The organism is Streptococcus mutans (assembly GCF_006739205.1).
Classification (GTDB): domain Bacteria; phylum Bacillota; class Bacilli; order Lactobacillales; family Streptococcaceae; genus Streptococcus; species Streptococcus mutans.
In genome coordinates, this window is sequence record NZ_AP019720.1 from 395111 (window position 1) to 409055 (window position 13945).

Annotated in this window: 13 protein-coding genes and 1 tRNA gene; 13 read left to right on the forward strand and 1 reads right to left on the reverse strand. The window is 34.8% G+C overall.

The features are described from left to right. The first annotated feature begins 18 nt into the window (after nt 1–18). Nucleotides 19–264, forward strand: a complete 246-nt coding sequence (locus tag FNL60_RS02115; protein WP_002263680.1) for a type II toxin-antitoxin system RelB/DinJ family antitoxin — start codon at nt 19–21, stop codon at nt 262–264. Nucleotides 265–494: 230 nt separating this feature from the next. Then, nucleotides 495–674, forward strand: coding sequence for a hypothetical protein (locus FNL60_RS02125; RefSeq protein WP_002263679.1), 180 nt, complete (start codon nt 495–497; stop codon nt 672–674). Between the two features lie 270 nt (nt 675–944). On the opposite strand, the gene FNL60_RS02130 is transcribed toward FNL60_RS02125, so the two are convergent. Next, nucleotides 945–1015, reverse strand: a tRNA-Thr gene (locus FNL60_RS02130). Between the two features lie 154 nt (nt 1016–1169). Between FNL60_RS02130 and FNL60_RS02135 the strand changes: the two genes are divergently transcribed. The 11 genes from FNL60_RS02135 (at nt 1170) to cas8c (ending at nt 13942) form a co-directional block, all read left to right on the forward strand. Beyond that, nucleotides 1170–1424 (forward strand): DUF1912 family protein, encoded by a 255-nt coding sequence (locus FNL60_RS02135; RefSeq protein WP_002263678.1) that lies wholly within the window; start codon nt 1170–1172, stop codon nt 1422–1424. 289 nt (nt 1425–1713) lie between these two features. Further along, complete coding sequence (locus FNL60_RS02145) at nt 1714–2649, forward strand: SMEK domain-containing protein (protein WP_011074663.1); 936 nt, start codon at nt 1714–1716, stop codon at nt 2647–2649. After that, nucleotides 2642–3052: a hypothetical protein gene (locus FNL60_RS02150; protein ID WP_002280400.1), complete on the forward strand. Its 411-nt coding sequence runs from the start codon at nt 2642–2644 to the stop codon at nt 3050–3052. Before FNL60_RS02145 ends, FNL60_RS02150 begins: the two co-directional genes overlap by 8 nt. After that, a complete protein-coding gene (locus FNL60_RS02155) occupies nt 3024–3332 on the forward strand; it encodes a nucleotidyltransferase (RefSeq protein ID WP_002263674.1) in 309 nt (102 codons plus the stop codon). The genes FNL60_RS02150 and FNL60_RS02155 overlap by 29 nt, the downstream gene beginning before the upstream one ends. 11 nt (nt 3333–3343) lie before the next feature. Beyond that, complete coding sequence (locus FNL60_RS02160; protein ID WP_002280401.1) at nt 3344–5995, forward strand: valine--tRNA ligase; 2652 nt, start codon at nt 3344–3346, stop codon at nt 5993–5995. A 571-nt stretch (nt 5996–6566) separates the two neighbouring features. Continuing rightward, the gene (locus tag FNL60_RS02165) at nt 6567–6872 is read left to right on the forward strand and encodes an AbrB/MazE/SpoVT family DNA-binding domain-containing protein (protein ID WP_002263672.1); all 306 of its coding nucleotides are present in this window, start codon (nt 6567–6569) and stop codon (nt 6870–6872) included. A gap of 138 nt (nt 6873–7010) precedes the next feature. Further along, nucleotides 7011–7256 (forward strand): PIN domain-containing protein, encoded by a 246-nt coding sequence (locus tag FNL60_RS10345; protein ID WP_002263670.1) that lies wholly within the window; start codon nt 7011–7013, stop codon nt 7254–7256. Nucleotides 7257–7539: 283 nt separating this feature from the next. Next, nucleotides 7540–8514, forward strand: coding sequence for a helix-turn-helix transcriptional regulator (locus tag FNL60_RS02180; protein WP_002263669.1), 975 nt, complete (start codon nt 7540–7542; stop codon nt 8512–8514). A 244-nt stretch (nt 8515–8758) separates the two neighbouring features. Next, nucleotides 8759–11167, forward strand: coding sequence for a CRISPR-associated helicase/endonuclease Cas3 (locus FNL60_RS02185; protein ID WP_002280402.1), 2409 nt, complete (start codon nt 8759–8761; stop codon nt 11165–11167). 100 nt (nt 11168–11267) lie between these two features. Next, nucleotides 11268–12011 (forward strand): type I-C CRISPR-associated protein Cas5c, encoded by a 744-nt coding sequence (gene cas5c, locus FNL60_RS02190; protein WP_002263667.1) that lies wholly within the window; start codon nt 11268–11270, stop codon nt 12009–12011. Continuing rightward, entirely contained in the window at nt 12011–13942 is a 1932-nt protein-coding gene (cas8c, locus tag FNL60_RS02195; RefSeq protein WP_002268387.1) for a type I-C CRISPR-associated protein Cas8c/Csd1, read from the forward strand. Before cas5c ends, cas8c begins: the two co-directional genes overlap by 1 nt. Nucleotides 13943–13945: the final 3 nt, after the last annotated feature.

Genomic DNA, 13945 nt, shown 5'->3' on the forward strand with positions numbered 1-13945 from the left:
AAAAGGTGAGGTATTAATATGTCAACTATAGCTATTCGTGTTGATGACGAATTAAAGGAAAAAGCAACAGAGCTTTATAAGGAATTGGGTCTTGATATGTCAACAGCTGTTAAGCTTTTTTTGACACAAAGTGTAAAAACAAGAAGTATTCCTTTTGAGATTAAAGATTCTTCTGCAGATGATTTGCTTAATAAGCGTTTAACTGATTTGATTATGGAAAATGCTGAAACAGTGAAAACAATTGATTTAGATAATTCAGATTAGATTTGATAGTGAGATAGTGCTAGCTTTAAGTATAACGAGTCAATATTCTTTAAAATCAGTAAATATTAGGCAGAAATATTTTAGAATTATGGATTGTTCTGAGGCAGGATTAAAAAAACCGTCTTGGGTTGATACTATCAATATTTTACGATTTAGTCCGTCTACTTTTAGTCATTTTCGAGTTATTGGAAAACTTACTCAAAGGGATAAGATAAGATTTGTGAAATTTTATGTGGATCGTAGGAAAGGATAGGAAGAATGAAAAAGGTTTTGACTTTGTTAACGGTTTTTGGATGGCAATGATATTGGTGGCTTGTTTGTCTGGCAGCAATACTGAACATAAAACTTCTGTTTCTAATATGGATGGAACATATTATGAGTTTTATAAGCTTAAGAAAGTAATTGGATAATTTCTAAGCGAGGGGTTATAGAAATATTAAATGATACATTAATGTGGACGATAGAGCATAAAAATCAGTATTCTCTTAATAAGAAAAAGAAAACGACTAGTGTGAATGAACTGCACCTCATAAGTTAGACAAAAATCTAATGATTGGGGTGTTTTTATTATGAAACTAAGTTATGAAGATAAGATTTAAATTGGGGTTAAAATTGGGGTGCCATTGTTAAAAAGGCTCTAAAAAAGCCGACCTAATAGGAATTAGGTCGGTCAAGTTTCATGCCACCACCGAGAATCGAACTCGGAACGGAGCATTACCATTGCTCTATTATACCATTTAACTATAGCGGCGACTCATCTATCATACTATAAAATAATGAAGAATGCAAGGAGGGAAACTTAATATCATTTGTTCATTAATTTAAATTAGAAAACGAAATGGCTATCTCTTTTTCTCTTAAAATGGTATAATAACAGTTACAGAATTTTTTACAAGGAAGATATGATGTCATACGAACAGGAATTTTTACGAGAATTTGAAGCTTGGGTCAATTCACAAGTGACCATTAACGAAATGGCCATGAATGCTAGTCGTAAAATCATTGAAGAAGATAAAGATGAGCGTGCAGCAGATGCCTATATTCGTTATGAAAGCAAACTGGATGCCTATAAATTTATCCAAGGAAAATTTGAAAATTATAAGGCTGGCAAAGGATTTCACGATATACCAGACGGTCTTTTTGGTGAGAGAAATTATTGATTTCTAAAGGTTAATCTGATAAAATAAGGTCATTCAGAGGTGTTTTGAATTCCATTTGTTATAGGAAGCGGCGTTACTGGGAAATCCGCACAAATGTCGAAACTGGTTGCTGATGTGATTTTTTGAAATAAAATGAGTTGCGGGTCTAGCCCGAAACTGGGTGGTACCGCGGAGATCATAGAATGACATTCGTCCCTGTCAATTGGCAGGGACGGTTTTTGGTAGGAAAGAGCACATACCAGTTTACTGGGAAAAAGGTTGCAAGGCAATCACTGTACGGACTTGGTTTATGGACTGTTGGAGAAGGAATGGGAGGAAAGTATTGTTTGAAACAAGTGATAATATTAATCAATTTATTCGTACATTAAGAGACTTAAACGAAATTATTGAAAAAAGAGCAAAGCTTAATTTACTGGATAATGCGGTGTTAGCAGAATCTTTTTATAAAGAAATTTTAAATGCTTTATTTTCTTGGAAGTTAGAAAATTTAAATATTGAACAGTCCAATTTTGAAGCAATTGATTTAATTGATGATAAAAATAAAATTGTTGTTCAAATTTCATGTACTTGTGAGAATCAAAAAGTGCATGGTACTATTTCTAAAGATGAATTAACTAAAGAAGATTATAAGGAATACGTACTTTACTTTGTTTTTATTGGAAAACAGAATAGCAAGATTAAAAATGGTAAATATAATAATACTTCACAATTGAATTTTAATCCCAAGAAGAATATTTTTTTAACAGAAGATTTAATAAAAAAGTTTCAGGATTTAACCCCAAATTCTCAGCGTAAAGTTCTTGATATTATTCAAAATTATCTAAGTAATGAGAAAAGTGGCGAGAATATCTTATCAAAAAGAGAAATTTCAGAAAGCATTCTTGAAATTTTGGATGAGAATAGTGAAATCTTTTTTAAGTATGGTCCACATTCTAAAGTAGCTTCAACTAGTCCAATGAGTAAGTCTTCCTATAAAATTTGGAATAAGCAAAAACAAAAAATTATTGAGAATAACAAAGATATATTAAATTTGTATAGTAAACATCAATCATTTTTTAGTAGAAAAGAAAAATTGCTATTTAACAAATTTAAATCAAATGTTGAATCATTTGAATGTAATGACAAACAAAGACTAGATTCAAATGTATATGAATCATTTCCAGAAGACTTTCCAAAAATGTTAGAATCAATTATTAAAAATCAAGGAGTTAATTTAAATGGTTAATTTTAGCGATGAACCGAGACCAGAGTCAGTAGTTTATTTTGAACAGATATTAGAGAGACATGGTAAGATTGTTAGATATGAAAGACCAGAAGATTTTATTTATAAGTTATTTCTTAGTGGTGGTAAGACATATTTAGTATGGTTAACTAATAAGTACACTGTATCTGTTAATGATGTTGTTGAAAAGATAAATGAAGGTTTTGATGCTTTAATCACCATTAGTATGTGGAATAGCTATACGTATGAAGCTAAAGAATATGCACTACAAAAACATTTTGGTTTATTCAAAATTCAAGAATTCATGGGTGCATTAAATTACTCAGATCCATCTCAATATTATATGGGAATTGATGAAGAAGATGGTAAAAGATTGTATGGGGAACGCGATTATAAATTTGATTAGTAACATAGAATTTAAAAAATTACTAGATGAAACGATTCGATTTGAACTTTATCAATTTGGTTCTTCGTTAGAAAAAGAAGAGTTTAACGATATTGATTTATTGTTAATATATAAAAATAGTGAAAAAAATAAACAGAATGAAATACTAACTCTAAAGAAAATAATTAAAAGTTATTTATTTAAACAGTATCAGATTGATATTGACATCACAGTTTTATCAGAAAATGAAGAGAAAGAAAAGAAATTTCTAGAGCAAGTCAATTATATAAAAGTATATTAAGGAGAACATATATGTCAACACAACTTTCACCTAAATACAATCCAGCCGAGGTTGAGGCTGGTCGTTACCAAAAATGGCTTGATGCCGATGTTTTCAAGCCTTCTGGAGATCAAAAGGCTAAGCCTTATTCAATCGTGATTCCACCACCAAATGTGACGGGGAAATTGCACCTTGGTCACGCTTGGGACACGACTTTGCCGGATATTATTATCCGTCAAAAGCGTATGCAGGGTTTTGACACGCTCTGGCTGCCGGGGATGGATCACGCTGGTATTGCCACACAGGCCAAGGTAGAAGCTCGCTTGGCTGAAGATGGCATTTCCCGTTATGATCTTGGTCGTGAGAAATTTCTGGATAAGGTCTGGGAATGGAAGGATGAGTATGCGGCAACCATCAAGGAGCAATGGGGCAAGATGGGAATTTCTGTTGATTATTCGCGGGAACGTTTCACCCTTGATGAAGGATTGTCTAAAGCGGTCCGCAAGGTTTTCGTAGAACTCTATAAAAAAGGCTGGATTTATCGCGGCGAATTTATCATCAACTGGGACCCTAAGGCACGCACAGCTTTGTCCGACATCGAAGTCATTCATAAGGATGTGGAAGGTGCCTTCTACCATATGAATTATATGTTGGAAGATGGCTCGCGCGCTTTGGAAGTTGCGACCACGCGTCCAGAGACCATGTTTGGGGATACGGCTGTCGCTGTCAATCCAAATGATGATCGTTACAAAGATCTGATTGGACAAAATGTTATCTTGCCAATTGTTAACAAGCTGATTCCAATCGTAGCAGATGAACATGCTGACCCTGAGTTTGGAACAGGTGTGGTTAAAATCACACCTGCCCATGATCCTAACGACTTCCTCGTTGGTCAGCGTCACAATCTGCCACAAGTCAATGTCATGAACGATGACGGAACCATGAACGAACTGGCTGGCGAATTTGCTGGCATGGATCGCTTTGAAGCCCGCAAGGCAACTGTTAAGAAACTGGAAGAAATCGGCGCTCTTGTGGAAATCGAAAAGATGACCCACTCGGTTGGTCACTCAGAACGGACAGGTGTACCAATTGAGCCACGTCTGTCTACCCAGTGGTTCGTTAAGATGGACCAACTGGCTAAGAATGCCATTGCCAATCAAGACACTGATGACAAAGTGGACTTTTACCCACCGCGTTTCAATGATACCTTCCTGCAATGGATGGAAAATGTGCATGACTGGGTGATTTCCCGTCAGCTCTGGTGGGGTCACCAAATCCCTGCTTGGTACAATGCGGATGGTGACATGTATGTCGGTGAAGAGGCTCCAGAGGGTGATGGCTGGAAGCAAGATGAAGATGTGCTTGACACTTGGTTCAGCTCTGCTCTTTGGCCATTCTCAACTATGGGCTGGCCTGACACGGACTCAGAAGATTTCAAACGTTATTTCCCAACCTCGACCCTTGTCACAGGCTATGACATCATCTTCTTCTGGGTTTCCCGTATGATTTTCCAATCTTTGGAATTCACTGGTCGCCAGCCATTCAAAAACGTCCTAATCCACGGGCTTATTCGTGATGAGCAAGGGCGCAAGATGTCTAAATCTCTCGGTAACGGCATTGACCCTATGGATGTTGTTGACAAATACGGTGCTGATGCTTTGCGTTGGTTCCTGTCAAATGGATCTGCACCGGGTCAAGATGTGCGTTTCTCTTACGAAAAAATGGACGCTGCTTGGAATTTCATTAACAAGATTTGGAACATTTCCCGCTATATCCTCATGAATAATGAAGGCCTTAGCCTTGATCAAGCTAGCAAAAATGTTGTTTTAGTAACCAATGGCAAAGCTGGTAATGTGACGGACCGCTGGATTCTTCATAATCTCAATGAAACCATTGCCAAAGTTACTGAAAACTTCGATAAGTTCGAATTTGGTGTGGCTGGTCACATCCTTTACAATTTCATCTGGGATGAATTTGCCGACTGGTATGTGGAGTTGACCAAAGAAGTCCTTTACAGCGAAGATGAGGCTGAAAAAGTTATTACGCGTTCGGTCCTCCTTTACACCTTGGACAAAATCCTGCGTCTTCTCCATCCTATCATGCCATTTGTAACAGAAGAAATCTTCGGTCAATACGCAGATGGTTCTATCGTGACAGCAGCTTATCCAACTGTTAATCCTGCTTTTGAAAATCAAACGGCGCATTCTGGCGTGGAAAGTCTCAAAGACCTGATTCGAGCTGTACGTAATGCGCGTGCAGAAGTCAACGTAGCTCCAAGCAAACCTATCACCATTCTTGTCAAAACAAGCGATAGCAACTTGGAAGACTTTTTCAAGGCCAATGTCAACTACATCAAACGCTTCACAAACCCAGAAACACTTGAAATCAGCTCTGCCATTGCCACCCCAGAACTAGCCATGTCAGCAGTTATCACAGGTGCAGAAATCTTCCTGCCGCTGGCAGACTTGCTCAACGTTGAGGAAGAACTAGCCCGCCTCAACAAAGAACTGGCCAAATGGCAAAAAGAACTAGACATAGTTGCTAAAAAACTCAGCAACGACCGCTTTGTCCAAAATGCCAAACCTGAAATCGTCCAAAAAGAACGCGACAAACAAATCGACTACCAAACCAAATACGACGCCACAGTGGAACGGATTAAAGAGATGGAGAAACTAATTAAATAGGAGTAAAGGATAAAAATAGGACTGTTAAAGAAAATTTTAAATAAAAAAATTGTTAATACTAATGGCTATACGCGCTCTGATACTGGAAGAGCTGTACATGCATATCTTAGAACACATCCTAAGAATCAAGGGATAGGGAAAAAACTGACCAAAAGCATCATTAATGCATTGAAAAAGTAGATAAAATAAAGAAGTACGATCTGATATACTCCCATATAGTGGACAGTGAAAAAACAAAAAATTCACTAGAACTATAAGGGAAATATATCAGTAATTGCTTTCTAGTTTTTTAATATTTTTAACACCTTGTACGAATCATAAATTAAATAATTTATCCATCTCGTTGTTCATTCCAATCCAAAATATAGTAAATACAACTATATAATAGAAATACTAAAAGTAGTGATTCCATGATTGTACCAACCTCAGTTCGTCTGTCAGATGATTTAAATTTGACCATACAGGACAGAAAGTCTGGTCATGTTCGTTTTTGTAATGGCAGTAAATGAAGAACAACATATCGTTGACACTTTATGTATATACATAATTATAATAAGTGTAAAGGGTGTGCATGGCTGTGTTGCTAGAGCAAGATAGAATTCAGTTGAAGAAATGGGGAAACAGCAACGCTTTTCGGATTCCACAGAAGCTTTTGAAGTCCTTGAAATTTGAACCAGATCAGGAGTTTACGATTAAGGCTGTTGATTTAGGTGGACATAAACAACTAGTTATTGAGCCTCTTGTCAGTCAAAATGACCAGTTGTCTCTTATTGAGTCTCTCTCAGGGATTTTATCAGATAGTGAAACTGTCGATGTCAAAGATTACCGTAGTGAACGTAAAGAGGAAAGGCTAAAGAAATATGAAAGTCTTACTTGATGTTAATATTTTTTTAGATTTTTTTCTTGATCGCCATAGTGTCTCAAAAGAAATTGTCCTTAAATCAGTCTATGGTGCCCATACAGCCTATATTTCTGCAAATATGCTAACGGATCTTTATTATATCATGGAAAAAGTATGGGAAAAATTGCTCGGCTGGAACTCGAAAAATTAGTCAAAATTTTTCAAGTTTTAGATGTGACTAAAGAAAACTGTTTACAAGCCTTGAGTATGAAAATGCCTGATTTTGAAGGTGCGGTAGTAGCTGCTGTTGCCTTGTCTAACGACATTAATATTGTAGTGACAAGAAATGTCACGGATTTTCAAGATAGCGAACTTATAATTTATTTACCCGAGGAATTTTTGGAGCGCTTGAAAAGGTAATTGCTGCTATATTAAATGTGAGTAGATTTCCATGTCACTAAGTGTTCAGATATTGGTAATTTTAAGAGAAATATTGAAAGTAAATCTTCTCAACAAGTCTAACCGCATGGTTGGGCTTGTTTTTTGATATTAAGCAGTTGATAAATACTAAATGTAATTGACAAAAATTGAGATTCTTACGATTTTAACAGAATATTGTGCCATATTGTAAAATTCACCATTTTGCGAATTGGGTCAATTTGTAATATCATATAACTAAAAGAGAACAGCGAGGTTAAGTAATATGGCGGAGTCAAAGACAAAACGGTTGCTCTATTTTATGTCAGAATTGGAAAAAGGAAATCAGATTAATAAAGAGGAATATATAGCGAAGTTCAATATTAGCGATAGGACGATGAAAGAGGATGTTAGTGAACTTAAAACCAATTTAAAAGAGCTGCGTCCTAATATGCAAATTAAATTTTCACGAAAACATGCCTGCTATTTTGCTAGCTATGAGCAGGGATATGGGAATTTGAAGTATAATCAAGCAGTTATTCTGTCCAAGATTTTATTGGAGAGCAGAGCATTGCGAAAAGAGGAAGTTGCTGAAATAATTAATATTTTTGTTGAACGTGCGGTCGATGATAAGGAGCGCACAAGAATCAAAAAATTAACACAGTTTGAGCTTAATAGTTATCAGGAGTTAAAGTTTTATCAAAAATCTAATAAGTCTATTTTACCAACTATTTCTGCTATTTTCGATGCTATTGTTGATCAGCGCCCGCTTGCTTTCAGTTATACAAAGCCATCTAGCAAAGTTGAGGAATATATTGTCTTGCCGATTTCAGTCATTTTTGATAATCATTATTTTTACTGCATTTCTTACAAATTAGACAACTGTTTTCAGAGTCGGTACGAACTTCAAGAACTAAGATATTTTCGAGTTGACAGGTTTAAAACCATTCATAAATCTATTAGCAATTCAGCTTTTGCACTAACTGAAGAAGAACAAGAACGACTTATTACAGATGAACAAGTCCGCTATCAAACTTTTTCAATGCTTTCTGATCAAAAATGGGTGCGGATTCAGTTCAGGTATACAGGGCAATTCAGAGATGTATTAGAGGCGGATATTCCAAAACTTAAAATGATTAATGAATTGGAAGAAGGAATAATCTATGAGATTGAAACCTTGAGTTTACTTGGTTTTCAGAAATATATTCAACGTTTTGATGGGGACTTTGTCTTTCTGAATATAAAAAGTATCAAAAAATAACTATGATTATAACGAAGATTATCTTTTGAAATTTAGATAAAAGCACATATTTTATGTACTTTTATCTATTTTTTTATGAAAATAAGTGCATAAATCACGTAATCAAAATAAAAGCGACAAAAAACATGTTTTGTTTGATCAAGCTTTTTGATATGCTTTAAGTGTCAAAAGAATAAGGTGTACATCAGTAATTTTGACAATCGTTTATTGGTATATTAAAAATTTACAATGACTAGCGAGGTAAATGAAAATGAAACTGGCGCATAAAAATAATACTGGAGAAGAGCAATCATTGGAAGATCATTCCTTTAACGTAGCCAACAAGGCAAGGGAAGATGCTGAATTTATAGGGCAAGGGGATTTATTATTTTTGCTGGGCATGTTTCATGATTTGGGGAAGGCAGATGAGAAATTCCAGAACAAATTAACCAAGAATCCCACGATGCATGTAGATCATGCCTATGCTGGTGCTAAATATTTATATGAGAAAATCAAAATACGTCTATCCGCAAAGGGTGTTGACAAAGCAACACGTTTACAATTCAACGAAATTGTTGCTTATGTTATTGCTGCTCATCATGGGATGTTCGATATTGTTGACCTTGAATCGGAGCAACATGCTTATAACAAGCTAAGAAATCGTATTGCTAGACCGAAGTCAGATTATCATTTCGATAGTGATGTGACGAATTTTGCCAACTTTTTAGAAACAAAATTGGAGCATTATGGCTATCAGGATTTAGGAATGTTAATTGATAAATCCTTTGAAAATTACCAACAAGCTCTATCAAAATTAGATTGTCAGGATAGTAGTGAGGAAGTCTATTATCAATCATGTTTTGTACGGCTATATCTATCATTATTAAAGAATGCTGACATTCTAGATACAATTAATGCTTATGGTCTGCTTATAAATCCTTTAAAACAGGAAGAAAAAATAAGACTAAATAGGTCTTATCTGGAAGCTATTGAGAAGAAGTACGGTGAGTTTGGGAGTCCAACCACAAGGCTTAATGAAATTCGCTCACAAATTGCTGAACGAGTAAAAAGTAGGGGAGAAAGTGATTCAACGGGTATCTATCGATTAGACTTACCCACTGGTGCTGGGAAGACGAATCTTAGTATGAGGTATGCTTTTCATCAATTAGTTGACCAAGATAGATCAAGATTTTTCTATATTACGCCTTTTTTATCTGTTTTGGAGCAAAATGCGGCAGCTATTAAAAAAGTTATTGGAGAAGATGGAGTACTAGAGCACCATTCAAATGTTGTACAGAACAAACAAGAGAACGAAGATAAGGGAGACGAAAAAGAGAGCTTATTACCAGAGTACTTGATAGAAAGTTGGGATAGTCCAGTCGTTTTGACATCAATGGTTCAATTTTTTCAAACTTTATTTAAAACTAAATCAGCAAATATTCGTCGTTTTTCTAGTTTAGCGAATAGTGTTTTGATTTTAGATGAAGTGCAATCATTGCCTATTGAGGTGACAGCTTTATTTAATTTAACCATGAATTTCTTAAATAAAGTTATGAACACGACTATTATCTTATGTACGGCTACACAGCCTGCTTATGACTCTACTGCTATTAAACATAAACTTTCTTATGGTGGGAAATATGGTGAAGCTACTGATATGGTCGAGTTAACTCATGATGAAAAAGAAGTCTTTTCAAGAACTGAGCTTAGAAAATTTGATGAAACTAATCAAAACTCGAAACTTTCAGATTTGGTAGATTTTGTTTTGGAGAATGATGAATCAATCCTTGTTATTTTCAATACCAAAAAGACAGTTGATAGATTTTATTCCTTACTTGAGAAGTTGACAGATAGGCCAATCTATCAGCTTTCAACTAATATGTGTGCGCAGCATAGATTGGATATTATTTCGGAAATTAAACAAGGTTTGGAAGATGGTCTACCACTTATTTGTATCAGTACACAGCTAATTGAAGCGGGTGTTGATGTCGATTTTAATCACGTCATTCGCTCGTATGCAGGAATTGATTCGATTGTACAAGCTAGCGGACGTTGTAATCGTGAAGGAAAACGGGATAAGGGACAAGTTACCTTAATTAATCTGACAAGTGAAGAAGAAAATATCTCACCACTCAAAGAAATAAAAGCTAAGAAAGATGCGACAGAATATATTCTACATAAGATTTCATCGCCCATAGACACTTCACTTTTAAATCGTGATTTCTTTGAGTATTATTATGCTAATAACCAAGGTTCAATGGATTATCCCTTGGAACATGATGGTGAGTCAGTTTATGATTATTTAAGTGTTAATTTCTATCAGAAAAAAGTAGGATTTAAAGGAAAATTAAAGCAAGCCTTTAAGACTGCTGGTTTAAAAATGAATCTAATTAACAATGAAACCATTGGTATATTAGTTCCATATAGAGATGCTGCTGAAAAATTATTAATTTTAGAAGAATTGTGTAAGTCTGATTATCCATCTGAAGAAGACTATCGAGCAATTAAAGCTCTTTTAAAAGAATTGCAGTCTTATACGGTAAATGTTCGTGAACACAATCAAATACTTGAAGCCACAAAACCCTATCTTAATGGTCAAATTCAGATATTGTCAGATAGTTATTATGATGATAAAAAAGGTATTACTTTAGAATCGGCAAGTTTCCTAATGTAAACTTAAATGAAAACAGGCTAACGAAAGTTAGTAGAGGACTTCGTTGACCAGTAATCAACATGAATAAACACTAAAAATTTCAATAAAGGAGGTTTTGAATTTGTATAGATCAAGAAATTTCTATGCTAGGATACGAGGAGACAGGGCACTCTTTACAAATCCTGCAACCAAAGGGGGGAGCGAAAGAAGTTCGTATTCTGTTCCTACGCGGCAAGCTTTGCAGGGAATCATAGATGGGATTTATCATAAGCCGACATTTACAAATGTTATTACTGAAGTTAAGGTCGTCAATCAAATCCAGACAGAGCTGCATGGCGTTCGTGCTTTGTTACATGACTACAGTGCAGACTTGAGCTATGTTTCATATTTGAGTGATGTGGAGTATCTAGTTAAATTCCACTTCATTTGGAATGAAAATCGTGAAGACTTGATACAGGATAGACTACCTAAGAAACATGAAGCTATTATGGAACGTTCTATTCGAAAAGGTGGCCGGCGGGATATTTTTCTTGGTACGAGAGAGTGCTTTGGCTTGGTTGATGAAATCAGTCAGGAAGAGTATGAAACCATCCCTTCTTATTACAACGGCGTCACTATTGATTTAGGTATCATGTTTCATTCTTTCGCCTATCCAACAAGTAAGGATACGCCATTGAAATCTTATTTCACCAAAACAGTGATGGAGAATGGGGCGATTAAATTTAAACCCCAATCTGAGTGTGAAATCGTAAATACTTTGTCCAGTTATGCATTCAAGTCACTTGGTCAGCTTAAATCAGTTGATGATGAATATGTTGATGATGAATATGAAGAATATGAAGCTATGGAGAAAGGGGAAGGCTAATGGATTTATTTACTTCTCTCTTAAAAGCCTATGAAAAAGCAGAAGAAATTGGCCTGGTTGATCAACAAACGGGGGACAATCCTGTTTTGCTACCGATTTACCATGATAATAAGGTAATAAAAAATAATGATATCTATATCGAAATATTATTAGATAATGAAGGTGCTTTTTATAAGGCAAGAAAGTTTGAAATAGGTGAAAATGTGATTTTTCCTGTAACCTATGAATCTAGTAATAGAACGAGCACTAAGATAGCACCACATCCAATCGTAGATAGTTGGTACTATGTCATGTATTCGGAATTAAGAAAAGAGAAGCATCAAAGGTATCTACAAAATTTAGATAACTGGATTATCCAAACTGAAAATAATAAAGTAGAAAATTTTTTAAAAATAATTAAAAAATTTGTTGAGAATCCAGAATCAGTTGAATTAGTTTTAAATAGTGCATTTGGTTCAGATTGCCAAATACAAGAAGAGTTTGTTGATAATAACGGAAAAATTCAAGAAGGTTCACTTATTTTTGGAGAAAAAAAACAAAAAATAGCTTTAAAAGATATTAAATTATCATTTAAAATTTTAGAGTTTGATGGTTTGAGAGACGTTTCAGTTTCAAATTTTAATGAAATGCATCATGATTTTATTAACTATATTAATAATAATTCAACTGAAATTGGCATTGGAATATGTAATATTAGCGGAAAAGAAGACAGGATTATTAAAAATCATCGTAAACCGAAAGGTGTATTTTCAAATGGAAAACTGATTTCCCAAAATAATAAAATAGCATACCTTGGTGATAGATTTCCAAATGAAAATGCTTCATCAGACATAATTAAAATTGGCTATGAAACCTCAGAAAAAATACATTTGATGATTAAGTATCTGTTGGAGAACAATAATAGTCATACTTGGTTAGGTACCTCTCAATATTTGATCAATTGGTTTAGTGATGATTTGTCAAATGATAGTCAGTTAGATATTGTCAAACCAGAGTTTGATGATTTATTTGAAGATGATGAAGAAGAAAAACAAGTTTTTATTAAACCGAATGAAGAGAATAAAAAAATTGGTTCATCTTTTGTTAGAGGTCAGAAATTATTCAGCAATAATGCTACTTATAATATTGCTATCCTGAATGAAAATAAAGGTCGTATTGCTTTAAAGTATTTTCGCCAGCTCCAAGTTTCTCAGCTGCTAAAAAATCTGGAATCATGGCAGGAGAACTACTCTTGGGAAGCAAAAACGAAAGCAGGAAACTATGAATTGAAGAAAACACCTACCTTCAATGAAATCATTAACGCTGCTTACGGTGTTGACAGAGAACGGTATTTGGAATTGGATAATGATAGTTTCCGAAGTGACCAATATCAGCAATTGGTAACAGCTTTGATTGATGGGAAGCCACTACCAAATACAATTGTTAAAAAATTAGAAGATAACATTAGACAAAGACAAAAGTATTCTAAGCACTGGTATCAAGTACAACAAGTTAGTTTAGCGGTTTTACAAAAACAATATGGAAGGGAGTTCACACCAATGTTAGATCATCAAGAAACAGATCGTTCTTATCTATTTGGACGCTTACTTGCAATTTATGAGCTGTTCGAGGCGCAGCGCTATGCTCTAGATGGCAGTAGCCAAGAACGCGTCACAAATGCTGAACGTTATTGGAATGCTTATACAGGTCAACCAGCCAAGATGATGACTCATTTAGAAAATAAAATTAAGCCTTATGAGGAAGTTTTGAAGTTGAATAAGCCTGGTATTTGGCATAAATTGGAGAAAGAAAGAAAAGAAATTATTCAATTAATGACACCGATGTATGCTCATAAAAATTTTACACAATCATTAGATTATAAATTCATTTTTGGCTACTATGCTGAAAAACAATTTTATTATACTAAACAAGCTAAAGAAAACGAGGAATAAGAT